Origin of the sequence: Brevibacillus brevis NBRC 100599 (assembly GCF_000010165.1) — a bacterium.
Classification (GTDB): Bacteria; Bacillota; Bacilli; order Brevibacillales; family Brevibacillaceae; genus Brevibacillus; species Brevibacillus brevis_D.
Genome location: NC_012491.1, coordinates 2,722,841 through 2,746,919 on the forward strand (window position 1 = coordinate 2,722,841; position 24,079 = coordinate 2,746,919).

Sequence of the window (24,079 nt, forward strand, 5' to 3'; positions counted from 1 at the left end):
AGGAGAAACCCTCCTCCCTTCCATTCATGTGGCAGTGCCGATATTCGAAAATGGAGGGAAAAACGTTGCCTAGATATGAATTCTCTCCTCTTGGGGACTCGGGTGTCATGGTCAAACTAGGAGAGGTTATCGATCAACAGACCCATGAGAAGGTCATCCTATTCTCTGAATACCTACAGGAGCATCCTTTCCCCGGGATGATCGAATCTGTACCTGGCTTTACGACTGTTACAGTCTATTACGATCCGATTACTCTGTTCGATCCACTTGATGATATTTTGCCATACGATCGTACCGTTGCTATTCTTGAGCAAATGTCGCAGCAAATCTCCAGCACTCATTCTAAAGAGTACAGACTGGTCGAAATTCCGGTTTGTTATGGTGGGAGCTTTGGTCCAGATCTGGAGGTAGTCGCCAAACAAAATGGTCTTAGTATAGAGGAAGTGATTTCGATCCATTCGACAACAGAGTACCTGGTGTACATGATCGGATTTGCTCCCGGCTTTCCGTATCTCGGTGGAATGGATGAGCGACTGGCCACACCGCGACGTTCCTCGCCACGACTATCTATTCCGATGGGGAGTGTAGGGATCGGAGGATTGCAAACAGGTATTTATTCGATAGAGAGCCCAGGTGGATGGCAAATTATCGGAAGAACACCACTGCGCTTATTTCAGGCAGGTGAAAGTTCTCCAAGTCTCTTGTGCGCTGGTGATAAAGTTCGCTTCCGTCCTATCTCCGAGAGGGAATACGATAACGGGGAGAAGGTGTAATAGTGAGTATAGAGGTGATTACGCCAGGACTTTGCACGACCGTTCAAGATACAGGTAGATTTGGCTTTCAGCAGGTTGGGGTTAGTGTCAGTGGGGGGATGGACAGGCAAGCTGTACAGATTGCGAACATGTTAGTTGGCAATCAACAAACGGATGCGGTTCTGGAGCTGACAATGAGAGGTCCTAGCTTATTGTTTCATAAGGACATGCTCATAGCCATTTGTGGTGGTGACTTCAAAGTCACGATCAATGATAGATCCGTCTTGCCCAATCGAGCAGTCTGGATCAGGAGTGGAAGCATCTTGAAGTTTGGCCTGGCCAAGGAAGGCTGTCGCGCCTATCTCGCAGTCGCAGGCGGATGGGATGTGCCACTTGTGATGGGAAGTCGTAGTACGAATCTCCGTGGAGGCTTCGGAGGCTTTGCGGGTAGAATGCTTGCGGCAGGAGATAAGCTAGTTCAAAGCCCTCCAGGTTCATTCAGCCAATTTCTCGCTAACCAATTGGAAAAAAAGGCAGGAGCAGCTCCCTTCTACCAAGCGAATTGGTTTATTCCTTCAAGTACGTCTGTAAAAAATGGAGAAGTGGTTGTACGGGTTATACAAGGAGAGCAATTCGCGGATTTTTCAGAAAAGAGTCGTCAAAGCTTTTTCGAACAAACCTATCAAGTGTCTCCTCAATCAGACAGGATGGGGTATCGTTTAACAGGACCGGCGCTTGAACTTACGCAGTCAATGGAACTGATCTCGGCTGCGGTCACCATTGGTACGATACAGGTTCCGCCGAACGGTCAACCTATTATCCTGATGGCAGACAGACAAACCATTGGCGGTTATCCGAAGATAGGCTATGTGCCAACGATAGATTTGCCGATCGTCGCCCAGTTGCGGCCAGGCGAAAAGATCCACTTTCAAGAGATTTCTCTGCGCGATGCTCAAAAGGAGCTTATCGAGAGGGATTCATGGATGAAGGCGATCAAGCTTGGTATAGAAGTAACCGTGGGATGGAGGTAAAAAGATGAAAACAGTAGATCTAAACTGTGATATGGGAGAGAGCTTTGGCGCTTATCAGTTGGGCAACGATCAAGAAATTTTGTCCTATATCACCTCTGCAAATGTGGCATGTGGTTTCCACGCTGGCGATCCTGCGACGATGAGAAAAACAGTGCAAATGGCTTTGAAGGCAGGTGTGGCAATCGGTGCCCATCCCGGATTCGCTGATTTGGTCGGCTTTGGTCGCCGCAACATGGAGATTTCCCCTGAAGAGGCATACGATCTAGTCGTGTACCAAATCGGCGCCCTGCAAGCTTTTGTTCGGGCAGAAGGGGGCGTCATGCATCATGTAAAGCCACATGGGGCCTTGTACAATATGGCAGCTACAAGACCCGCTCTGGCTGAGTCTATCGCGTTGGCTATCTATAAAGTAAATCCGGAACTAGTGTTGTATGGCTTGGCCGGAAGCGAGTTAACGCGTGCAGGGGAAAAAATCGGTCTTATCACGGCGCACGAAGTCTTTGCTGACCGTACGTATCAACAGGATGGTACACTGACACCGCGCAGTCAGCCGAATGCGATCATTTCGGACCAACAGCAATCCCTCCAGCAAGTCATTCGTATGGTAAGCGACGGACGTGTCCTGACCCAGCAAGGGGTTGATATTCCGATTCGGGCCGATTCCATTTGTATTCACGGCGACGGTGCCCATGCGTTGGCGTTCGCACAGAGCATCCGTGAAGCTTTGTCAGGAGCTGGCATTACAATCGCAGCACGTTTTGCTCGATAGATCTCTATCGGGCTTTTTCTGTTTCCGCACTGGGAGTCTGGTATCGTGCGGTACTTTGCTTACAATTCGCTTCATTGTGAGATGACACACATAACAGCAAACCTTTTGGCTGTAGGAAGAACGAATGAAGCTGTTCGCAAAGTTACGGAACAATGGAAAAAAGACAAGCTCTTCCCCTAAAACGGGAAGAGCTTGCCGTCTTTTAAGCTTTATCAGGCAATAACGAGCTGACAATTAAAGACAACGTTTGCCTGTATACCGCATGCGCCGATTGCACATCTCCTAAGTGTCCTCCCATGTAAAGATGAATGACACCATGGAGCGAAGCCCAGAATACGCGGATAACTAATTCAGTGTCATACTGGCCAGGGATGAGACCTTGTTGTTGCGCATTACTGATCACCGTCAATAATTGCCGCATGGCGGTTACGGTACCATTTAGGCTTTCCTCGTCCGGTTTGAAATCCGCGAATGCGCCTCCGAACATCAGTTTATAATAACTGGAGTAACGCTGCCCGAATTGCCAAAAGGCTTCGCCTAAATTCTGCAAATGCTGCGCTGGATCAGCAGCTTGCGGCGTCCTCTCTAATTCGTAAGCGAGAAGCTTACAACCATCCAGATACAACTGCTGAGCCAAGCCCTCTTTATTGACAAACAAGTTATAAATGATTTTTGTCGAGCAACCCATTTTCTGCGATACTTTACGGACCGTAACGGCTTCCGGTCCCTCTTCTTGCAAGATCGTTGCCGCAGCGTCAACAACGAGCTTGCGGAGATTTTCAAGATTTTGCAAGCGGGCTTCTTGGTAGGTTTTCAACACTCGTGAGTTTGCATTGGAGGAGATATCTTGATCGCTCATACTCATCACCTTCGGATACAAGTTATCATCAGGAAACAAAGTTTCTGACGCTATTGCAAGGAATTTTATACAGTTGTTAAGAGGTTGTCAATGAGAAGGTAGATGTTCAAGGATATTCAAAGATCATATTGACTTTCAAGAAAAGGCTGGATACAATGAACTCGTTCGGAAACACTGTTACCAAATAGTATAATAGTTACCGCATTCCTTGAGAATTGGGATAATTACTTCTGTTCATTTGGAAACAATGTTTCTGTATTGCAACGAAGTATTCGGAAGGGGAGTAGCGATATGACGATTCAAGGTAAATAGGCGCTCATCACGGGAGCTTCTTCCGGTATTGGAGAGCAATTTGCGAGACAACTGGCCAAACAAGGCAGCCATTGTATTCCCGCTCCCCCAATTGGAGAAGCATTCGCGCTCTTGGCTGAAGGAAAGCAATATTTTGTAAAGTTGTAGTCCAAATCTAAAATCTCGCTTATATGAAAAAGGAGACACATTAATGCCTAATACTCAAATTCGATCCGTTAAATCTACTGAAGGCGTGAATCGTCCTAAACGCTCACTACGTTCTAGGATAAACAGATGGGGGCTATCGCTGCTCGCGGTGCTCGTTCTAGGAATACTCGTTTTCTTGCTAGTACCTTCACCGATCAAACCGGCCAAATGGTCAGCACCTACGGCCCCCTCTTTTGAGGAAGCAGGTCCGTGGAAACAAAACAATAAACTCAGCTCGGCTCAGCTTGTGACTGATGCCCCTCAATTCCCTGAATTCATTACATTCGATAAAGAAGGTCAGCTATATACAGGAGATTCAGATGGGAAGATTTACAAGGTTCCTTTCGATGCAGAGGGAAATCCGCAAAAAGCCCAAATGTTTGCAGACACCAAAGGAACTCCTAATGGGCTTAAATTTGATGCCAAAGGCGATTTGACCGTTACTGATGTCAAGAGGGGACTGCTGTCTATTAATCCATCCGGGAGCATAAAGGTATTGGCTGATCAAGTGGACGGTCAGCCGATCTATCTAGCCAACGAGCTTGATATTGCCAAGGACGGCTCCATTTATTTTTCTGATACTTCGAATTATGGTAGTGTGACCTTCAAAGAAATTGCTGAGAACAAGCCGCATGGACGTTTGCTGAAGTATGATCCAAAGACCAAGCAAACGACCGTCCTGTTAGAAGGCCTTTATTTTGCAAACGGAGTTGCCTTGTCTGCGGATGAAGATTTTGTGCTTGTGGCGGAATCGTATCATTATCAATTGACCAGATACTGGCTTAAAGGACCGAAGAAGGGCACATCTGATATTTTCGTAGACAATCTCGCAGGTTTTCCAGACAACATTACGCGTGATGATCAAGGTCATTTCTGGGTGGGTATCTTCACGACTCGCATTTCTTTTGTAGATCAGATGCATAGCAACCCTTGGTTAGCCAGTACCATGGCCAAATTGCCGGAGTCGCTGCTTAGCGGAGCAAGCGCACCGGCGAAGCATGGGCTTGCTATGGAGCTCAGCCCGCAGGGAGAGCTTATCGGTAGCTGGCATGATCCGGAAGGCAAATTGTATGGCGTAACTACGGCTGTAAGCTATAACGGATATTTATATATAGGAACGGCACCGGGAGGCAGCAAGGGTGTTCATCGCGTGCTTTTAACAAAATAATGTTGGAATTTCGGAGGGTGAAAAATGAATCTGGATGATTTGGAGCTATCTTAGAATGAGAAGGATAGTCTGATTGGCAAAGTGGCCTTGGTGACAGGCGCTAGCAGTGGCATCGGGGCATCGATCGCCAGGAAACTGTCAAAGCGCGGCGCCCATGTGACGGTCGTGGCACGTCGACGGGATCGGAACGAAGCGGGAAAAATGGCGGAGTTCCGTGAGCGATTCATTTGCTTCTATGCGTTCTTGATAGGGACGTAAGAGATTTTTTTGCAGCAACTCTGTTTTTATCTAGGTTTGATAGTACCATGCTTAAAATCATTCGACTCTTGTGCGATGGAAAGAAACTCATTCCATTCCGTTATCATGTCGGTTTCACTCCATAAGCTGTTGATCATTGTGGAATTATCATCTAGGAAATAGAATGATTTCCTAGAGGGAGGGGAACAATCAAACAAAGTACGAAGCGTGAAGAGAAATGGAAATTGAGGGGTTCATATGCTGGAAGTTAACTGTGATACATCATCGCTGAAGGAGGAATTGCTGCAAGAGCTGAGGGGAATATCCGTTACATTGGATGAGAGCATCCATGCGTTAAAAAACGAAAATGAATGTGTGCTCGGGACGTTTGATCAAATACGGACGAAGTTTAGCCGACTCGAAACTGTAGCAGCCTCCTTTTATTTACAATGCTATCTCTCCCCCTATACAGGAAAATATCTGGATTTATCAAAGGCTGTTCAGCACTTGGCCAAAAGGCGCCAAGGAGCATTGATTGTCGTTGAGCGTGAGGACCCGCTTGATCTGCTGCTGCAAGCAGGCATACCGATTGAGGCCACGATGAGCCATTCCTTACTGGAATCGATCTTTTATCCTGGCAGCCCTTTGCATGATGGGGCCGTCCTGATTCGGGAAAATCATATCGTGTCCGCTGCCAATGTATTGCCATTATCTCAGGTTGTGGTAGGGGAAAAAAAGCTGGGAACCAGACATCGTGCTGCGTTGGGTTTGAGTGAAAAAAGCGATGCGTTGATCGTTGTTGTCTCCGAGGAAACGGGGAAAGCGTCCTTTGCCATGCAGGGACACTTGTATCCGATTATTTCCCCTTCATGAAAGCGCTTTGCGAAAAGTGGTTGTATGCGAGAAAAAAGAGGCTGGATTTGTCATGGTGATGATGAAATCCAGCCTCTCGCTATGTCATTCTCGTGTTAGATTCAAGCCCAATTTCCGTTGCGGAATAGCGGTTCACGCTTGCCGTCAGCTGTTTCTCCATCAATGTTCATCTCGGCGGAGCCGATCATGAAATCGACGTGGGTGAGGCTGATATTGATACCGCGGCTAGCCAGTTCCTCATTGCTCATGTCAGCGCCACCTTCAATATTCACGCTATAAGCGTTCCCAATCGCCAAGTGGTTGGACGCATTTTCATCAAAGAGCGTGTTATAGAAAATGATATTTGATTGCGAGATAGGGGATAGGTGAGGAACCAATGCCACTTCCCCCAAATAATGCGAACCTTCATCTGTCTCAATTAATTGCTTCAGGGACTCTTCACCCTTTTCAGCAGTTGCTGAGACAATTCTTCCTTTTTCAAAAGTCAGCGTAAAGTTCTCGATCAAATTCCCATGATAGCTCAAGGGCTTGGTGCTACGGACGGTTCCGTTGACGCCTTCTTTTAGCGGCGCAGTGAATACTTCTTCTGTCGGCATATTGGCCATGAAGGAGACGCCGTCTTTATTTACGCCACCGCCACCAATCCAAATGTGGTTGGCTGGCAGCTCAATCGTCAAATTGGTGCCGGGAGCTTCGTAATGGAGATAGCGGTATTGTTTGGCATTGAGTTGATCCACCTTGCTGTTTAATATCGCATGATGGTCATGCCAAGCTTGGACAGGGTCATCCATATCTGCGCGAGTGGCGCGGAAGATTGCATCCCACAGGGCTGGCTCCTGTTCCTCTTGTGGCAAATGCGGGAAGACCATGGCTGCCCATGCAGGTGATGGAACAGCTAGCACGCACCAGCTCACTTTATCGGACATGGTATAACTGCGGAACTTATGGAGGGCTTGACCAGCTGTTTTGTTAGCCGTAGAAATGCGGTCAAGATTTACTCCCTTCAGCAAATCGGGATTCGCTGCAGAGATGTAGAGAAACGCCGCGCCATTTTCCGCCATTTCCTCTAATCCCTGTACCTTCCATTGCGGGTATTCACGAAACGCTTCGTCAGGAGCCAAATCATATTTCATCCGTGTGAGTTCATCGTCGGTCCAATCAATATGTACATGCTTGGCACCCGCTTCGTACGCTTTTTTTGCTACTTTTCTTACAAAAGGAGCAGTAGATAGCGGAGCTGTTACTACTAACGTTTGCATAGGCTGCACGTTAACGCCGACTTTTACAGCGAGATCAGCGTAACGGTCAAACAAGATTTCAAAAGACATGGTTCATTTCCTCCTTTTTAGAACAAAAGGCTTACTTGCATTCTATCTATTTAACCTTACCCTCCGAAATCACCTGCTTATGATTTGAAAGAATTTCCTAGGAAAGCGCAGAAAAAGACAGATTACGGCCTATTTCGAGCAAGTTGTCCACTTGTTTATTTCGGTTAATTGTAGGAAAATTCAAATGAAAAGGCAAATTTATTACATAAAAAATATTTTATTGGAAGAATTAAAGGAGGCAGTCAAAGTGAAGACAAGACAGACACGTGATCAAGTCGCTGTCGAGTATACGTGGAACCTGAACGATCTGTTTGAGAGCCAAGAAGCGTGGGAGCAAGAATTAGCAGAAATTATACAGGGTCTGCCTGTCGTCACTGCATTCAAAGGTCAGCTGCATAAGAGTGGAGAGACGCTGTTGGCATGCTTGGAGGCAAATGAGGCGATCAATGTTCGGGCGAGTGTCGCAGCGACGTATGCCAGACTGCGGGCGTCTGAAGACGGGACGAACCCACAAAACCAAGCGAACTCTGCACGGGTAGGGGATGTCGTATCCCAGCTAAACGCTGCGCTTTCTTTTATACCTTCCGAGATTTTGGCGTTGCCTGAAGGAAAAATCGAGAGCTTCTTGGAAGAAGAACCAGGGCTCGAAACATTCCGCAAAAGCTTGAAAGATTTGTTGGAAACAAAGCCGTACCGATTGTCGGCTGAGACCGAGGAAGCGTTTGCGGCGATGGGCGAGGTTTTCGGTGCACCATACAACATTTACTTGCGCGGAAAGCTGTCCGACATGTCATTTGCACCCGTCCATGATGGCGAGGGAAATGAGCGTCCCGTATCCTTCGCACTGTTTGAGACCGATTATGAGATGTCTTCCGATACGACGCTGCGCCGTGCTTCGTACGAATCCTTTTCGAAGACACTCGCTTCCTACCAAAACTCCTTCGCTGCGGTATACGCGTCAGAGGTGAAAAGACAAACCGTCATGTCTCGTCTGCGTGGCTATGAAACCGTAACGGACATGCTGCTTAAGCCACAGCAAGTTACACTTGATATGTATCACAACATCCTGGATATTATCGGGAATGAACTCGCTCCGCACATGCGACGCTATGCGAAGCTGAAAGCAAAAGAGCTTGGCCTCGAAAAACTTGCCTTTTGTGATTTAAAGACGCCGCTTGACCCAGAATTCAGCCCGCCGATTACGATTGAAGAAGCTGGGAAAAAGATACTGGCATCCTTGCAAGTAATGGGGCCAGAGTACACGGCGATTATGGAAAAAGCACTGAATGAACGCTGGATCGACTACGTAGACAATGTGGGCAAATCGACAGGTGCGTTCTGCTCAACGACATACAGTAAGCACTCTTACATTCTCATTACGTGGTCGGGAAATATGCGCAGTGCTTTCACGCTGGCTCATGAGCTGGGGCATTGCGGACATTTTATGCTGGCGACAAGAGAGCAAAGCTTTACGAACTCTCGTCCATCGCTGTACTTTATTGAAGCGCCTTCCACACTCAACGAGCTCTTGCTTGCGCAGCACATCGTGGAGCAATCCGACGATCCTCGTCTGAAGCGCTGGGTCATTTTGCAATTGATGAATACGTATTACCACAACTTTGTCACGCATCTGCTAGAAGCGAGAATGCAACGAAAAGTGTACGAAGCAGCGCAAAATGACGTACCATTGACTGCTAAACAGCTCTCCGAATGGAAAGGGCAAGTGCTCGCAGACTTCTGGGGGGATGCAGTTGATCTTGACGATGCAGCTAGTCTTACATGGATGCGCCAACCGCACTATTACATGGGGCTGTATCCGTACACGTACGCAGCTGGTTTGACCGCTTCTACCGCAATGGCAGCGAGCATCAAGCAAGAGGGACAGCCTGCCGTTGATCGTTGGATCGAGGTGCTCAAAGCCGGAGGGACGCTGACGCCGCTGGAACTGATGAAAAAAGCTGGTGTGGATATGTCAGATCCCCAGCCAATCCGCGAGGCGGTTGCCTACGTCGGCAGTCTGGTTGACGAGCTGGAAAGACTGTTTTAACCTGAAATAAGAAGAAAAGGCTTGTGATCGCAAGGAGTCACAAGCCTTTTGATTTGATCAAGCAAGAAGGAGTCGTCATCATGACCGAATTTACGCAGCGCGCACTAAAAATCATTGCCGGGATTCCAGCTGGCCATGTCATGACGTACGGGCAAATTGCAGCGTTGGCCGGGAGTCCGAGAGCTGCCAGACAAATCGTTCGCATCCTTCATTCGATGTCCAAAAAGCACCAGCTTCCTTGGCATCGAGTCATCAACGCCCAAGGAAAGATCGGATTGCAAGATTTGGATTCGTTCACCCTGCAAAAAATGGCCTTGGAAAGCGAAGGGGTAGTCGTGTCAGCAGCAGGAGAAATAGCGTTGGAGCGCTATCAGTTTCACCCACAGGTAGTGGATGAGCCGATATTCTAATAGCCGACTTCTACCGAAGCGATGACGATATAGGCAAGGTCGTTCTTGTCCTCTTTTTCAGCGATCACGACCCCGCTGCTTGTCAGCATGCCGCCATCGACGATTTCGAAGGAGACTTCCCCGTAAGGCAGTGCTTGACGAACCGTTTTCAGGTCGAGCTTGTCCTTGTCAGCTGGAACGGCAAGTCTCACATGTACTTTCATGTTATGGATATCGTTTCCTGGCAGGACAGAACGCAATCCAGGCATCGAATTATGATGGATAGCATTTTGAACAGCGCGGACTGCGGCTTTGGTGACGTTTTGACCATGCATGTCGATGCCCATTCCAATTTCAATAAACATTACTTTTTCCATTGGCTTGTTCACTCCTGTTTTATTCTACTTTTCTACCATCCTTATCTTACCACGAAAAGGAATGGTTTTTTCTTTCATCTGTATTGTGTTTATCGTCAAGACATGTCATCATAACATGTTAGCATCTATGCTTGACGATTCTTTACATTATTGGAGGCAGGTCACAATTGGAACGTTATCCTTTTGACTACGATCCGTCCCAGCCGTTCATCTCTCAGGTGAGTGATTGGGTAGCGGACGTTTTTTATGAAGTATTGCCTGAGGCTGGATTCGAGGTGCGTGATGAGCAAATCTACATGGCCTTTCAGCTTGAACGGGCTTTTATAGAAAAGCAAACGATTTTTGCAGAGGCGGGAGTAGGCACGGGGAAAACATTGGCTTACTTGCTGTACGCGATCTGCTATGCAAGATATACCAGAAAGCCCGCCATCATTGCCTGTGCGAACGAGTCGCTGATTGAGCAGCTCGTAAAACCGGAAGGCGATATTGCCAAACTGGCTCGCCATCTCAACCTGACGATTGACGCGAGACTCGGAAAATCTCCGGACCAATATGTCTGTTTGCGCAAGCTGGATGAGGCGAGATTCCAGCCTGAGACAGGTGAAGCTTTCCAGCATATTTATCAAGAGCTGCCATCGTTTGTTCATACACATGAGGCCTTGCAGTCGTTTTATCCGTACGGGGATCGTAGCACATATCCTGATCTGGATGACCAAGAATGGGGGCAGATGAACTGGGATACTTTTCAGGATTGCTTTGTGTGCGACAGACAGCACCGCTGTGGGCAGACCCTATCCAGAAATCATTATCGTCAGTCAGCCGATTTGATCATTTGCTCCCATGACTTTTATATGGAGCATGTGTGGACTTATGAGATCCGCAAGCGCGGAGGTCAGCTACCGTTGCTGCCGCCGCATAGCTCGGTCATTTTTGACGAGGGTCATCTGTTAGAGCCTGCTGCCCAAAAAGCATTGACGTACAAGCTGAATCACTCCGTCTTCGAAGAAACGATTACGCGTGTCTTGAAGGGTGAGATCAGGGAAGAGCTCGCCATTGCCATTGAAGAAGCCATTGCCCAGAGCGAGGAGATGTTCTCCCGATTGAACGAAGAGAGCAAGGCTGTGATGGGCTCCAACCGAAAAGAAATCCATTTTCATCCAGAACTCCTTGCAACCATCCACCGTTTTACGAGTCTCGTCAGTTGGATTGAGGAAGAGCTGGCACTAGAGGGTGGTCTGTATACGTTGGACGAGTTCCAGCTGCGAATTGTCGAGGAGCATCTGGAAATGATGCAGCTGGCACTGGGACTTTTCCAAGACCCGGATCACGTCATTTCCTGGATGAGTGAAGAGATTACAGGGCCGACTTTGGTCGTCATGCCAAAAAAGGTGCAGGAAGTATTGGAAGAGCGCGTCTTCTCACAAAAGATGCCGATAGTCTTTTCGTCAGCGACTCTATCTGTCGATGGATCATTCAACTATGTGGCGGACAGCTTGGGCATTGAGCAATATCTGTCGTTCTCGGTGGCTTCTCCATACGAATACGAAAAGCAAATGGACGTATACGTACCAACCCTATCTGCGACAGACTCCTTTGCGGAAAAAATGAGACAGGCTACCCAATTGCTGCAAAAATCAGCGGGTAGTGCGCTGTTGTTGTTTTCCTCCATGGAGGAATTACAGCAATTCAAGGCCGCTATCAAAAACGAGCCTACCTGTTCGGATCTGCGATTCTTGTTCGAAGGAGATGCGGAAATCAGCCATCTGATCTCTCAGTTCCAAAACGACGAGAAAAGCAGCCTCTGTGCGGTCAGCCTGTGGGAAGGGCTAGATGTTCCAGGGCCTTCGCTGTCCAATGTGATTATTTGGTCATTGCCATTCCCGCCGAATGATCCGGTGTTTACAGCAAAACGAAAAAGTGCAGCAAATCCTTTCGACGAGGTAGATATGCCTTACATGCTGCTGAGACTGCGTCAAGGCATCGGGCGTTTGATCCGCACGAGAGAGGATAGTGGGCTGGTATCGATCTTGAGTCCGGAATTGAGCCAAAATGACAAGCTGAGACAGCACGTACAGGATGTATTTCCCAGTGGCGTAGAATGGAAAACGTCTTTGGACGGTGTGTTGGCGTAATGAAAAAGCAGGAAGCCATGTAGGCTCCTGCTTTTTTCTGTGGTTATTCTGGCATGTTGCCGACAGTAGGATCGACGACGAAATCTGGCTTGAAGCCTTCATATTTTATTTCGGATACCATTCCTTGCGCAGCGTGGCCCAAATCGTGGCAGTGGAACATCCAGTCTCCTGGATTGTCAGCTTCAAAGGCAACTACGTAAGCTTCACCCGGCAAAATGTTCAGCGTATCTTTAACCAGAGGAGAGCCTGAGATTGGCTGACCGTTTTTGCTTACTACTTGAAAGAAATGTCCGTGCAAATGCATCGGGTGGATATCTTTTGGGGATTTGTTCACCAGTGTGACTTTGACCAGATTTCCTTTTTTGACGTTAAGCGGAGGGACATTTGGGAACGTTTTTCCATTGATGGTAAAGAAAATTTTTCCATCTGCCGTTTCCGTGTTCAGATCCATTTGATACGTAATGTCATATTTCTGCTCTAGTGTAAAGCTGCTTTTTGCCGCCTCGCCGTATTTGGTAATGTCTATCGTCGGCATATCGCCAGCTTCGGATTTGGCTGCTTTTGATTCTGAGCCTTCGTAGACGATGGGCACGACAAGGGACTTGGCGCCTGGATTTGTGCTGCGCTCCTCTAGTAACCATTTGCCTGGATTGTTTGCGACAAATTCGAGATCATATCGTTCTCCTGGTCCGATATTGAGGAGCTGGCCGCCTACTAGTGGCGGGTTATTGATAGGTTGCCCGTCTGTTGCTACGATTTTAAATTCATGACCTTGCAGGTTCAGCTTGTGGTTCAAGTATCCGGCATTGACCAGGCGGATTCTGACCTTTTCACCTTCTTTAACAGATAGCGGCTGGATGGCCGGGCCTGTTTTTCCGTTCACGGAAAAGATCGTATACATCAGCGGCATCATCTCAGCGTCACTCATGGGCATCTCCATACTGGCCATGTTGTGACCACCAGTGGACGAGCTAGCGGAAGAAGGGGCACTCGTGCCATGGCTCATGCCACTTCCGTGCATTTCCGCCATGCTATCGTCCTGCATCCATTCATCCAGAACGAGGGTAAAGTCCTTATCAACAGGCTCTGGTGTAGCCGGTTCCACCACAAGTGAACCGTACAACCCTTTGTCTACCTGCTTGGCGCTGTTTTGATGCGAGTGGTACCAGTATGTCCCGGCAACGTCCACTTTGAATTTGTAGGTGAAGCTTTCGTTTGGTCTTACGGCATTTTGGGTAACCCCAGGGATTCCATCCATGTTATTCGGGACGGGTAAGCCATGCCAGTGAATGGTGACCGGCTCGGGCAATTCGTTTTTCAACGTCACGCTGATGGTTTCCCCTTGTTTGACACGAAGCTGTGGACCTGGAACGGTTCCATTGTACGTCCATGCGTTTTTCATGGTCTTGTCATCGAGGTGGAGCATCTTTTCTTTTGCCGTGAGGGTAAACGTAGTGCCTGTAAGTACCTCCATCGACGAGTCGCTGGATGCGGCCATCTGTTGGGTTTGAGCCTGTGAGGATGTTTCGGGTGAAGAATTCATGCTGTGTCCATTATGATCCATCGTGGTATTGTCAGTGGCAGTTGAGCATGCCGATAACAGCAAAACGCCACCTAGAACCAGTGGATAAGCCCATGGGCGTATTGTCCATTTGTTCATGTGCACTTTTTCCTCCTTTTCGCTGTTGAAGAAAGCGTACCAAACGATTGTGTAGAAAACATGAAGACAGGATGTATGACACTTCTGTTACGCATTGAACAAAAATGGGAAAGTAAGCGTGAACAAATGCTATAATGGAGTATCGTACATAGAAGTAATCAGTAGAATTGGACAGGGATGGTGTTCACGTGTGGGTAACGTAGATTTTGCGAGCTTGCCTTGGAATGTTTTTTGGGTTGGAGTCGCTTATTTTTTGGTCACAGGAGTCTTTTTCTGTCTTGGATTTATGCGATTGCTCTCCGAACGGGTGAAAAGTGGCATCGCATGCATGGTGATTGCGGTTGTCAGCGGTGGTCTTTTCTTGAATTATTTGTTTACTCATCATATTTAAATTGGATAATCAAACGAAAATCCTCGTCGGTGCTGGTAATCGATGGGGATTTTATTTTTGTCTTGTGTTTCCCGTTTCGATTGGCGAAAATGGTAGTGATAGGGGAATGACCGTGGTTGATGTCGCTTTCCTTCGGGGGATACCGATTCCAGACCAACCATTCCTCACCAATTGGAAGAGATGATACATACAAGCTTTTGGATTTGACATGACATCTAGTAGAAACTTATTGGCTCAAAGGTTTATCAACAAATGACAATCAGGAATGTCAATACAACTCGCAAAATTTACGAACGAATGCAGGCTGTTGATCCGTAAATCTTTTGTGACAAGTAAACACGTTGCATTTTGCATCTGACAGTGGTGGTCTGCGATGATCAACAATCGTGAAGCTGATGGGGAAAGTATACCAGCAGCTTCTTTTTTTTGTTCACGTTTTTACCGGGAAAAAATAGGGTCAGAATGTAAACAGTTTGTAACGAGTTATCCCCCGAAACCGTCATATAATCAGGTTACACACAACTACTCAGCAAGAGTCTAACGTAAGACAAGGACCGGGTAAATTCCTTGTGAGACCATCCACTATAAGGAAGGTGTGATGCATATATAAGGGAGTAAGCGAACCAAAAACAACGAGATAGTGAGTAGTTCATCACATCCTGAATACGGGCAACGATGATGGGAAGAATTCATTTTCCATAAAGATAATGAACGAGACCAACCCCCGGTTTCGCACGATTCCAGAAACAGGGGTTTTTGCATTCATAGAGCACGCAATTCCCGATGTGTAATGACTGCCCCCAACAACAAAGGACACTAACAGAACGGAAGGTAAAAGGGGAGAATGAAATGTTTTGCATGGCGAGCACGAAGAATCACCATAAAAATATGAAAAGGACGATGGGTACGAAAAGAAACAATAATCAGAACGAATTAATCACTCGCCAACATGCAACGATGGGAGGCCACCAGCATGCCTGAACCGATCAAAGGCTCCAGCAGTCGATACATGGCTGGGATCGACGGGCTTCGTGCGCTGGCGGTACTCGCAGTCATTATTTATCACTTGAATTACGACTGGGCACCCGGGGGATTGCTGGGTGTCGGTATTTTCTTCGTTTTATCGGGATATTTAATTACAGACTTATTAATTGCAGAATGGAATCGAAATGGCAGACTCGACATGAAAAACTTTTGGTTGCGCCGTGCCAGAAGACTGCTCCCAGCGCTGTTCCTCATGTTGTTTGTGGTAGTGGCAGGGGTAGCCATCTTTTCCCCAGCCCAGTTGGAAACCATTCGAGGAGATGTAGGAGCAGCCGTTCTGTACATGAGCAACTGGTGGCTGGTCTTTCATGACGTATCTTATTTTGAAAAATTCGGTCCGCCCTCACCATTAGGCCATCTGTGGTCATTGGCGGTCGAAGAACAGTTCTATGTCATTTGGCCGCTGGTACTCGCGCTGGGACTCCGCTTCCTGAAGCGCAGGGGGCCAATCATGATCATTACTTTGGTGCTGGCTGCACTATCCGCCATCCTCATGGCTGTTTTGTATGAGCCAGGTCTTGATCCGAGTCGTGTATATTACGGAACGGACACACGAGTATTCGGATTGTTGATCGGTGCCGCACTCGCCATGATGTGGCCGAGTCGCTTGCTTACGACGAACATTTCACAAAAAGCGCGAATTACGCTTGATCTAAGCGGTCTCTTGAGCTTAGGGATTCTTTTGTACAGCATTTGGAACACGAATCAATATGATGACTATTTGTACGAAGGCGGGCTCGTCCTTCTGTCTGTCGTCAGTGCCGTGCTGGTCGCCGTACTCGCACATCCGGCAAGCAGCTTGGCGAAATGGATGGGCTGCAAGCCACTGCGCTGGATTGGCGTTCGATCTTACGGTATTTATTTGTGGCATTACCCTGTTATCGTTTGGACGAATCCGTTTTTGGCGGAAAGGGAGTGGATGGCGATACCTGGAGCGGTTTTGCAGCTCCTCGCAAGCATTTTGCTGGCATCGTTGTCATGGAAATATCTCGAAGAGCCTATTCGCTATGGCGCATTAGGGAAAATCTGGAATCTCTCCAATAAGGCAGGGCAGAAAACAAAACGATTAAACCGTGTTTTGGCCACTGGTTGTGCGATTGCTCTTTGTGTTACGTATTATGGGATCGCTTCGCTCACGTCAGATGCGACCGCTGGCAATGTGACGCAGCCAACTCAAACGGTCGCCGAGACAAAGGTTCCCGACAAGCCCCACGGTCCTGAGGTGCCAATCGTAGAGAAGAAACCGGAAACGGTTCAAAAACCAGCTATTCCACCAACAAAACCGAAAAATGAGCAGAAGCCAGCTAACAACGGACAAAAGCAGAAGCCTGCCGAGAAGCAGAAAGATTCGAATGCTTCCAAACAGCCTGACCAAAAACAGGAACCGATCAAAGCGATAGGCTCTGGTAAAGGGATCACTGTGATCGGTGACTCTGTCATGCTTGATGTGGCTCCTTACATGGAGAAACTACTGCCAGGGATCGTCGTGGATGCCAAAATCGGAAGGCAAATGGCGCAAGCTCCTGACGTAATTGCGCAGCTCAAGGCAAAAGGCCAATTGGGAAATCGCGTCGTGATTGAATTGGGCTCGAACGGCGCCTTTAGTAAAGGGCAGCTCGACAAGCTACTGCAATCACTGAATGGCGTAGAGCAAATCATTCTCGTCAATTCTCGCGTACCTAAGCCGTGGGAAAGCGTCGTGAATAAGATGCTGGCGGAAACGGCTGCTGCCCAACCACATGTCGTTCTTGTGGATTGGTATACGGCAAGTGAAGGGCAAAGCTCTTACTTTTACAAAGACGGTGTTCACCCGAATAAGGAAGGCTCTCAAAAATACGCAGCACTCGTGGCGAGTGCAATCGCGCCGACGGAGCCAGAGAAGAAGCCGGAAGTAAAAGAGGAAGAGAAAGCGAAAGAGTCGGAAGTAGAAGAGACAGGGCAGATGGAAGGGGCACTGGAAGCAACCGAGGAGACCCCTATGGTAGAAATGGTACAATAAAACAAGGGAAGACCAGTGAACCAACTCGTTCGCTGGTCTTTTTTATGTGACAGGGCGTACAACCAAACATCATTTCCATCAAACAATAGCAGATCAGCTCATGGACTTTTTTCTCACTCTCCTGTACGATAGCTAACGGAAGAATAATGCATCGGGTGAAAGAAGGAACAATCATGATTCGGTCGTACTTGCTATTACTTTTTTGTGTGACGTTGTGGGGCAGTAATTTTGTGTTCGGAAGCATGCTGGTTAAAGAGTTTCCTCCGCTGTTTTTGGCAGATGTACGCTTGCTTTTCACATCAATGTTTCTCATCATTTACGCGTGGCTGGCCAAAAAATTCGTAAAAATCACAGCGCGTGAGCTAGGACTTCTAGTATTGCTTGGCTTGATCGGGACGCTGGCGAATCAAACGGCGTATTTCAACGGGCTCTTGACGACAGACGCGACAACGGCATCGTTGATTCTTTCCTTGTCACCGATCGTCACCGCAGTGCTGGCCTCTTTGTTTTTGAAGGAGCAGTTTACCTTGCGTATGAAGATTGGGTCTGGCTTGGCGCTCATGGGAACATTCTTCGTTGTCGGTATTGGGGCTGGACTCTCCATTACCAAGGGAGTCTTACTCATTGTGATTGCCATGGTCGCATTCTCGTCTTCCATGATCATCATTCGCAAACTGACGCAAACCATCCAGCCGTTTATTGCCACTGTTTACTCTACGACGGTGGGCACGTTATTTTTGACTCCCGCGGCGATGTTGACGATCGAGCCGGGCGCGCAAATCAGCCATGAAGTGTGGGCATGGGCGATGCTCATTTTGACCGCGATCCTCATGCAAGGAATATGTGGAATCGTCTGGAATCAGCAATTAAAGGTGGTAGGGACGGGCAAAGCAGCTATTTTTCTTAACTTGCAGCCCTTTGTAGCGATGCTGGTCGGGTTTTTACTGCTTGGTTCGCAGGTGACGTCGATACAAGTAGGAGGCTCCTTGTTAATCGTCGTGGGTGTAATTGTTGCCAGTGTTCAAAAGAAACAAGCTGTTCAGCCATCGAAATCGGTATAGAGCAGCTTACTTGCTCATAAGAAAAGGACCTGATGGAAAGGTCCTTTTTTTGCATGGAAGGAAAACGAATGGACACTATACGAATTTGTACATCAGGATATCATCTGCGTATTCATTCTCAGCCAGCTTGAATTCTTTCACTTTTCGTCCTTCTTCCACAAATCCAAGGCTTTTGTATAAAGCGATCGCTCTCAGATTGTTGGAGAACACCCCTAAGCTCACTTTTTCAATGAGCGGATGTTGCTCTGCCCAAGCTAACAACTCCTGCAATAAAGCCTTGCCGATGCCCTTATTTCTGTGAGCTTTCTGGATCATCATCGTGATCGAACCTGTATGAGACAAACGCTTCCGAGCCGGAGATACGAACACGACCATACCAGCCAATTCCCCGTTTATTTCCGCTACGAACATGGTGTCCCTGTCATTGTCGATGATGCTTTGTATCCACTCAAGCTGCTGCTCCATGGTTTTGTTGAACTCTTCGGAAACAGCAATGAAAAATTCACCTTCGTAAAACACTTCACGCTGCATAGATAAAATGGCTACCGCATCCTCGATGCGAACGAAGCGAATGGTCACTTTGTCGTCTGTATGTCTAGTCATGATTTCATCCTTCCTACCATGTTGATGCCTACGCTTTGTTTATCCAATACGACCTATATTTTGAAAGCTTTTCGTAATTGCGCCGACATCTCATCCAACGATTCTTGCGCTTGCTTGATAGTCGTATGGAATCCGATGAAGGAATGGATCAAGCCTTGTTCATTCCGATAGACGACATCGACACCGCTATCGCGTAGCTTGTCAGCATACGCTTTTCCGCCATCTCGCAAAGGGTCGTATTCGGCTGTAATCACCAAGGCAGGAGGCAGGGCAGTGAGATCGGCACCATGGATTGGATCAAGATAGGGATTTTGCAGATCGGTAGGCGGTAAATAATGAGAGAGGAACCAATTCAGCAATTCCACATCCATCAAATAGCCACGCGCATTTTCCTGCATGGATGGGTAGGGAGTGGTGTCCACAATTCCTACGGCTGGATAAATTAATAATTGAAATACGATAGGCGGGCCCTGTCGTTCTTTTGCCATGAGACTCACGACCGTGGCAAAATTACCTCCGGCACTATCTCCCCCTACGGCTATCCGCGATGGATCAATGCCAAACTGATCAGCATGAGCTGAAATATAAAGAAGTGAGTCATAGGCATCTTCCAATCCAGCAGGAAAAGGATGTTCAGGAGCGAGCCGATAATCAATAGAAATGACCACACATTTTGCGTTATTTGCGAAGTTGCGACATACCGAGTCTGCTGTTTCGAGATTGCCAATCACAAATCCGCCCCCATGATAGTACACGAGTGCAGGGAAGGGAGCATCTCCTTCTGGTGTGTATATTCGAATCGGAATGGAACGACCTTCTAAGGGAAGCGAGAGATTCTCTACCTGTTTTACCTGTTCACGTTCCGCGCTTGAATCTCGATTTAGATCTGTCGCCATTCGCATTATCTGTGGTGTCAATTGGTTAAAGTCAACATCATGACGTGAGCGGTTGAAGACGTCTAATATTTGTTGAATCTGTGGATGAACGGGCATGTGTATGACCCCCTAATCGCATAATAGTTGGATAGCTTATATGCATGACCAGCAATGATCCACAAAAGTTTTCTGGAAATCACAAGCTTAGGCCTTTCTCAAGGAGAAACAATTAAGTGGTTTGTGGCGAGGGGAGTATACGATAAATTTTCCGTGGGCGCCCTCGGTTCGTTGGCGTCTCTTCCCCAATGAGTTCGATAATGCTGTGCTCAGCCAAGTCACTTAAGATTCTTCGCGCATTGCGAGGTGTCATCCCCATCCATTCCGCGATCATCGAAGCGCTGATATATTTTTGCCCCAGCGCTTTTTGGACGGAAATGATTTTGTTAAACGTCGTAATACTGACACCAGCTTTTTTCAGATTTTCGCTGATTTCTTTGTCCTGTGTCCAATATTCGTAGCTGATGCTGTTCGGCTGACGTAGCGGACCTTCAATCGAACCATCATGGTCAACAAGGATCACGGCATCCTGATGGTTTTTGGCGTGACCGAGAGCAAGCTGTGCATTGCGCTCCGCAGACAATGCTGTGACACCGAAGCCGATTCCCATATTCGCGTGCGAATGGGTGAGCAGCTTAATTTTTTCCAAAAGGATCGTGGGGTGAAAATCTGGATTGTCTTCATACGATCCGCGTGTGGAAAAAATAATGAACTTGGAATTGCCGACCGCGACGAAGCTACCGGAAATCGACTCAGTGTAATCAAGTACGAGCTCTTGCAGCTTCAAATCGAGACGCCGTAGCTCGTATGCGTTTGCAGGTTCATTCACGAGCTTTTCCATGTCGGATACCTCAATCAATTGAACAGCAATTTGGGAGCGCTTGAAGTGGAGCGTTTCACCCTCTTGCAGAATTTGCTTGAAAATCTCTCGAAATATAAAGCGCGTGAAGCCCATTCGGTATACTCTGATTCCTTGTCGTTTTAATTCTTCGGTGACGTAAAGCGTTCCTGTGACACAAGCGTCTACCTTGCCTTCCTGGATAAGACGGGTGTGATAGGCTACCAATTCAGCTCTCTTTCGGAATTCTTTATAAGGCTTTAGGTATGGATTCTCACAGTGCAGGCCCAATTCCTCCAAAGTCTCACGAAAATGCGCTTCCGAAATGGTGTCGAAGCTCACACGATCCAAAGAAAGACCATCGCGGTATACCAATTCGAGCAACACTTTGGTCAGGACACTAGAATTGACTTGCGGATAAAAGGCCTTTTTCTTGCCTATATGCGCTTTTGCCATCGAATAGGGGGCGACTCCAGAGAAGAACCAGATATCTGTTTCCATATCATTTTCGGCTACATAAGCAGGTACTTGTTCCACTCCTTGATAAACAAAGGAGGTAAGTAGGATGTGATCGGAAAACTCACGACCCACAGCTAGCATTGCATCTACTGAATCTTTTGGACCGACTATGCCAACTTTTATCATCAAAATATCCTCCAAAAAAGGTAAACTACGGGATAAACCATTCGTCAGGAAGGAGATCCATCCTTTCTTCGGCATCTTAGTATGCCAGTCTTTCTTATATAGATAAGATATAACCCATCAGATGGGAATGCGAGCTGTCGCGACCACGAAGCTTTAAATAGGGATGTTTTAGGGAAATTTTCCGTATTAATTGTTTTATATTTGACAACTTTCAGCAAATTCCTTTATGAATCGATGTAAAAAATAAAAAAATCAGAATTGACATTAAATAATTACGGCACTATATTGTTGAATTAAGGAATGTTTTAGGTCAATTTCCGTTAAAGAGGTTGTTCAAAAAGTTGTCTTTTGATCACGAAGTAGTCAAGAAAGCGAATTCGACATCGAATATGGCGTTCACCTCCGAAGTCCGGTGCTCATGTAGATGGCCTACACTGCGCTCCTCCTTCGTTCGGTTCTCGCCATCTTCTCGGTGCTGAAAAGTCAACTTTTTGAACTCGAACAAAAGGAGGGTACGTTGAATTTTCTCAATCTTTTTGCAAGTCTGGACTAGGGGGCGTATAGATGTCGCGTTATTTACTCAAAAGAATTCTGATGATGGTACTCACCTTGTGGATTATTGTAACGTTGACTTTTAGCTTGATGCATATGATCCCTGGTGATCCATTCGCGTCGGAGTCAGATCAGTTGCCCGAGCAAATATTGCTCAATCTGCGTGCCAAATACAATTTGGATGAACCGCTGCCGATGCAGTATTTGCTTTATCTAAAAAGTTTGGTCATGCTCGATTTAGGACCTTCTATTAAGTCGGAGACACGCGGTGTCAATGATATGATCAAAGATGGCTTCGGAGCATCTGCAATGATTGGTTTGCAGGCGATAGCGGTTGCCCTTTTTTTCGGACTTTTATTCGGAACAATTGCGGCATTAAACCGAAATACCTGGATTGATTATGCGGCAATGGTCTTGGCTGTATTAGGAATTGCTGTACCTAGCTTTATCATGGCGCCATTGCTCATTAATTACTTGGCAATTAAATGGCCGTTATTCCCAGTAGCTACGCTTGCCAGCTGGAAACACTCGGTTCTGCCTTCACTCGCACTTGCTTTTGGACCTTTAGCCATCATTACACGCTATATGCGTACGAGCATGATCGACGTGATGAATCAGAATTACATACGGACCGCTGAGGCGAAAGGAATTCCGACTTTTCTGATAGTGATCAAGCACGGAATCCGCAACGCGATTTTGCCGATCGTCACGTTTATGGGACCGCTTATCGCGGGGTTGTTAACCGGAACGTTTGTTGTCGAAAAGATTTTTGCGGTACCAGGGATCGGCAAATACTTCGTCGATGGCATTTTCAATCGAGATTATCCCGTTATTCTAGGAACGACAGTATTCTACAGTGCCATCTTGGTACTCATTATCTTCTTGATTGATCTGGCCTATATATTCATCGATCCACGAATCAAACTATCGAGCAGGGGGAGGTAGCCAATGGCGGTAGATCAATCAGTAAATGAGTTGTTTCGACCTAGAGCTCAAAAAGCAGATGGACAGATCGCCCAGATGCGACCGAGCCTGACTCATTTTCAACAAGTAGCGAGAAAGCTCGTTAGAAACAAGCTGGCCATGGTGGGTTTGACCCTGATTGTTATGCTGATAGCCATGGCGATCATTGGTCCACATCTCGTTCCGTATAGCTATTCCGATCAGAGTCTCTTGAATGCGAATCAGGAAATTTCGAGCGAGCATTGGTTCGGAACAGATGAGCTGGGGCGCGACATGTTTTCACGAACATGGTACGGAGCGCGGATTTCACTGATTATCGGAATATCGGCAGCGTTAATTGACTTGGTCATCGGAGTGACCGTCGGCGGTATTGCCGGATACATGGCCGGTCGAGGCAAAAAGGGAGACCGAATCGATACCATCATCATGCGATTGATCGAGGTCTTATACGGATTGCCATATCTGCTCGTGGTGATCATGCTGATGGTTGTCATGGAGCCTGGAATTGTTACCATTATCATCGCATTGTCCGCAACCGGTTGGGTAGGGATGGCTCGTCTCGTTCGGGGACAAATCCTGCAATTGAAAAACCAGGAGTTCATCATGGCAGCGCAGGTGCTGGGCGCCAAATTCCCTCGCATTTTGTTGCGCCACCTGATTCCGAATACCATTGGAGTCATTATCGTGAACTTGACGTTTACCATTCCGTCGGCGATATTTGCAGAATCTTTCCTCAGCTTTCTGGGATTGGGTGTGCAAGCGCCAATCGCTAGCTGGGGCACGATGACCAACGATGCACTCGGCGTCATTTTGACAGGGGATTGGTGGAGACTTTTCTTCCCGGCCTTGATGATTTCTTTGACAATGTTTGCCTTCAACGTTTTCGGTGATGGCTTGCAGGACGCATTGGACCCAAGAATTCGCGAGTAAC

The 24,079-nt window shown here is 47.3% G+C and carries 20 protein-coding genes and 2 pseudogenes; 15 read left to right on the forward strand and 7 right to left on the reverse strand.

Annotated features, from left to right (window positions below; genetic code table 11):
• Nucleotides 1–26 precede the first annotated feature (26 nt).
• The 3 genes from pxpB to BBR47_RS13510 are packed head-to-tail and all read left to right on the forward strand — an operon-like array spanning nt 27 to nt 2,552.
• Nucleotides 27–773: a 5-oxoprolinase subunit PxpB gene (gene pxpB / locus BBR47_RS13500; protein WP_041749408.1), complete on the forward strand. Its 747-nt coding sequence runs from the start codon at nt 27–29 to the stop codon at nt 771–773.
• A gap of 2 nt (nt 774–775) precedes the next feature.
• Nucleotides 776–1,783: a biotin-dependent carboxyltransferase family protein gene (locus BBR47_RS13505; protein WP_015890951.1), complete on the forward strand. Its 1,008-nt coding sequence runs from the start codon at nt 776–778 to the stop codon at nt 1,781–1,783.
• 4 nt (nt 1,784–1,787) lie between these two features.
• Nucleotides 1,788–2,552: a LamB/YcsF family protein gene (locus tag BBR47_RS13510; protein WP_015890952.1), complete on the forward strand. Its 765-nt coding sequence runs from the start codon at nt 1,788–1,790 to the stop codon at nt 2,550–2,552.
• Between the two features lie 202 nt (nt 2,553–2,754).
• On the opposite strand, the gene BBR47_RS13515 is transcribed toward BBR47_RS13510, so the two are convergent.
• On the reverse strand, nt 2,755–3,411 hold the full coding sequence (locus BBR47_RS13515) for a TetR/AcrR family transcriptional regulator (protein WP_015890954.1): 657 nt from the start codon (nt 3,409–3,411) through the stop codon (nt 2,755–2,757).
• A 502-nt stretch (nt 3,412–3,913) separates the two neighbouring features.
• On the opposite strand from BBR47_RS13515, the gene BBR47_RS13520 reads away from it, so the two are divergent.
• From BBR47_RS13520 to cdaS, 3 genes and pseudogenes are all read left to right on the forward strand, one after another.
• On the forward strand, nt 3,914–5,077 hold the full coding sequence (locus tag BBR47_RS13520; RefSeq protein ID WP_015890956.1) for an SMP-30/gluconolactonase/LRE family protein: 1,164 nt from the start codon (nt 3,914–3,916) through the stop codon (nt 5,075–5,077).
• 69 nt (nt 5,078–5,146) lie between these two features.
• Nucleotides 5,147–5,263, forward strand: a pseudogene (locus BBR47_RS31965) (SDR family NAD(P)-dependent oxidoreductase); the annotation flags it as partial.
• Between the two features lie 309 nt (nt 5,264–5,572).
• Nucleotides 5,573–6,187, forward strand: coding sequence for a sporulation-specific diadenylate cyclase CdaS (gene cdaS / locus BBR47_RS13525; protein ID WP_015890958.1), 615 nt, complete (start codon nt 5,573–5,575; stop codon nt 6,185–6,187).
• A gap of 101 nt (nt 6,188–6,288) precedes the next feature.
• Here the strand turns inward: cdaS and BBR47_RS13530 are convergent, their stop codons facing one another.
• Nucleotides 6,289–7,515 carry an aminopeptidase gene (locus BBR47_RS13530; RefSeq protein ID WP_015890959.1) on the reverse strand — a complete coding sequence of 409 codons (1,227 nt, stop codon included), beginning with the start codon at nt 7,513–7,515 and terminating at the stop codon, nt 6,289–6,291.
• Nucleotides 7,516–7,762: 247 nt separating this feature from the next.
• Between BBR47_RS13530 and pepF the strand changes: the two genes are divergently transcribed.
• Both pepF and BBR47_RS13540 read left to right on the forward strand, forming a co-directional pair.
• Nucleotides 7,763–9,562 (forward strand): oligoendopeptidase F, encoded by a 1,800-nt coding sequence (gene pepF, locus BBR47_RS13535; RefSeq protein WP_015890960.1) that lies wholly within the window; start codon nt 7,763–7,765, stop codon nt 9,560–9,562.
• An 80-nt stretch (nt 9,563–9,642) separates the two neighbouring features.
• On the forward strand, nt 9,643–9,972 hold the full coding sequence (locus BBR47_RS13540) for an MGMT family protein (protein ID WP_041749839.1): 330 nt from the start codon (nt 9,643–9,645) through the stop codon (nt 9,970–9,972).
• Here BBR47_RS13540 and BBR47_RS13545 read toward each other — a convergent pair.
• Nucleotides 9,969–10,328, reverse strand: a complete 360-nt coding sequence (locus BBR47_RS13545; RefSeq protein WP_015890962.1) for a Lin0512 family protein — start codon at nt 10,326–10,328, stop codon at nt 9,969–9,971. The genes BBR47_RS13540 and BBR47_RS13545 overlap by 4 nt on opposite strands.
• Before the next feature lie 167 nt (nt 10,329–10,495).
• Here BBR47_RS13545 and BBR47_RS13550 point away from each other — a divergent pair, with 167 nt between their 5' ends.
• On the forward strand, nt 10,496–12,460 hold the full coding sequence (locus BBR47_RS13550) for an ATP-dependent DNA helicase (protein ID WP_015890963.1): 1,965 nt from the start codon (nt 10,496–10,498) through the stop codon (nt 12,458–12,460).
• Nucleotides 12,461–12,503: 43 nt separating this feature from the next.
• Here the strand turns inward: BBR47_RS13550 and BBR47_RS13555 are convergent, their stop codons facing one another.
• Nucleotides 12,504–14,120 carry a multicopper oxidase family protein gene (locus BBR47_RS13555; RefSeq protein ID WP_015890964.1) on the reverse strand — a complete coding sequence of 539 codons (1,617 nt, stop codon included), beginning with the start codon at nt 14,118–14,120 and terminating at the stop codon, nt 12,504–12,506.
• Between the two features lie 190 nt (nt 14,121–14,310).
• On the opposite strand from BBR47_RS13555, the gene BBR47_RS13560 reads away from it, so the two are divergent.
• From BBR47_RS13560 to BBR47_RS13570, 4 genes and pseudogenes are all read left to right on the forward strand, one after another.
• Complete coding sequence (locus BBR47_RS13560) at nt 14,311–14,511, forward strand: hypothetical protein (RefSeq protein ID WP_016740466.1); 201 nt, start codon at nt 14,311–14,313, stop codon at nt 14,509–14,511.
• A gap of 222 nt (nt 14,512–14,733) precedes the next feature.
• Nucleotides 14,734–14,829: pseudogene (locus BBR47_RS31560) on the forward strand (DUF1697 domain-containing protein); the annotation flags it as partial.
• 655 nt (nt 14,830–15,484) lie between these two features.
• A complete protein-coding gene (locus tag BBR47_RS13565; RefSeq protein ID WP_015890966.1) occupies nt 15,485–17,554 on the forward strand; it encodes an acyltransferase family protein in 2,070 nt (689 codons plus the stop codon).
• A gap of 173 nt (nt 17,555–17,727) precedes the next feature.
• Nucleotides 17,728–18,615, forward strand: a complete 888-nt coding sequence (locus BBR47_RS13570) for a DMT family transporter (protein ID WP_015890967.1) — start codon at nt 17,728–17,730, stop codon at nt 18,613–18,615.
• Between the two features lie 75 nt (nt 18,616–18,690).
• On the opposite strand, the gene BBR47_RS13575 is transcribed toward BBR47_RS13570, so the two are convergent.
• The 3 genes from BBR47_RS13575 to BBR47_RS13585 all read right to left on the reverse strand — a co-directional run bounded on the left by BBR47_RS13575 (nt 18,691) and on the right by BBR47_RS13585 (nt 21,633).
• A complete protein-coding gene (locus tag BBR47_RS13575; protein WP_015890968.1) occupies nt 18,691–19,218 on the reverse strand; it encodes a GNAT family N-acetyltransferase in 528 nt (175 codons plus the stop codon).
• A 53-nt stretch (nt 19,219–19,271) separates the two neighbouring features.
• On the reverse strand, nt 19,272–20,210 hold the full coding sequence (locus BBR47_RS13580; protein ID WP_015890969.1) for an alpha/beta hydrolase: 939 nt from the start codon (nt 20,208–20,210) through the stop codon (nt 19,272–19,274).
• 112 nt (nt 20,211–20,322) lie between these two features.
• A complete protein-coding gene (locus tag BBR47_RS13585; protein WP_015890970.1) occupies nt 20,323–21,633 on the reverse strand; it encodes a hypothetical protein in 1,311 nt (436 codons plus the stop codon).
• 564 nt (nt 21,634–22,197) lie between these two features.
• On the opposite strand from BBR47_RS13585, the gene BBR47_RS13590 reads away from it, so the two are divergent.
• Nucleotides 22,198–23,130: an ABC transporter permease gene (locus BBR47_RS13590; protein ID WP_015890971.1), complete on the forward strand. Its 933-nt coding sequence runs from the start codon at nt 22,198–22,200 to the stop codon at nt 23,128–23,130.
• 3 nt (nt 23,131–23,133) lie between these two features.
• On the forward strand, nt 23,134–24,078 hold the full coding sequence (locus tag BBR47_RS13595) for an ABC transporter permease (RefSeq protein ID WP_015890972.1): 945 nt from the start codon (nt 23,134–23,136) through the stop codon (nt 24,076–24,078).
• Nucleotide 24,079: the final 1 nt, after the last annotated feature.

Bases quoted from the DNA above. Each gene is read 5' to 3' on its own strand.
- pxpB (WP_041749408.1), top strand. From the start codon at position 27: ATGTGGCAGTGCCGATATTCGAAAATGGAGGGAAAAACGTTGCCTAGA.
- BBR47_RS13510 (WP_015890952.1), top strand. From the start codon at position 1,788: ATGAAAACAGTAGATCTAAACTGTGATATGGGAGAGAGCTTTGGCGCT.
- BBR47_RS13515 (WP_015890954.1), bottom strand. From the start codon at position 3,411: ATGAGCGATCAAGATATCTCCTCCAATGCAAACTCACGAGTGTTGAAA.
- BBR47_RS13520 (WP_015890956.1), top strand. From the start codon at position 3,914: ATGCCTAATACTCAAATTCGATCCGTTAAATCTACTGAAGGCGTGAAT.
- cdaS (WP_015890958.1), top strand. From the start codon at position 5,573: ATGCTGGAAGTTAACTGTGATACATCATCGCTGAAGGAGGAATTGCTG.
- BBR47_RS13530 (WP_015890959.1), bottom strand. From the start codon at position 7,515: ATGTCTTTTGAAATCTTGTTTGACCGTTACGCTGATCTCGCTGTAAAA.
- BBR47_RS13540 (WP_041749839.1), top strand. From the start codon at position 9,643: ATGACCGAATTTACGCAGCGCGCACTAAAAATCATTGCCGGGATTCCA.
- BBR47_RS13545 (WP_015890962.1), bottom strand. From the start codon at position 10,328: ATGGAAAAAGTAATGTTTATTGAAATTGGAATGGGCATCGACATGCAT.
- BBR47_RS13555 (WP_015890964.1), bottom strand. From the start codon at position 14,120: ATGAACAAATGGACAATACGCCCATGGGCTTATCCACTGGTTCTAGGT.
- BBR47_RS13565 (WP_015890966.1), top strand. From the start codon at position 15,485: ATGCCTGAACCGATCAAAGGCTCCAGCAGTCGATACATGGCTGGGATC.
- BBR47_RS13570 (WP_015890967.1), top strand. From the start codon at position 17,728: ATGATTCGGTCGTACTTGCTATTACTTTTTTGTGTGACGTTGTGGGGC.
- BBR47_RS13575 (WP_015890968.1), bottom strand. From the start codon at position 19,218: ATGACTAGACATACAGACGACAAAGTGACCATTCGCTTCGTTCGCATC.
- BBR47_RS13580 (WP_015890969.1), bottom strand. From the start codon at position 20,210: ATGCCCGTTCATCCACAGATTCAACAAATATTAGACGTCTTCAACCGC.
- BBR47_RS13585 (WP_015890970.1), bottom strand. From the start codon at position 21,633: ATGATAAAAGTTGGCATAGTCGGTCCAAAAGATTCAGTAGATGCAATG.
- BBR47_RS13590 (WP_015890971.1), top strand. From the start codon at position 22,198: ATGTCGCGTTATTTACTCAAAAGAATTCTGATGATGGTACTCACCTTG.
- BBR47_RS13595 (WP_015890972.1), top strand. From the start codon at position 23,134: ATGGCGGTAGATCAATCAGTAAATGAGTTGTTTCGACCTAGAGCTCAA.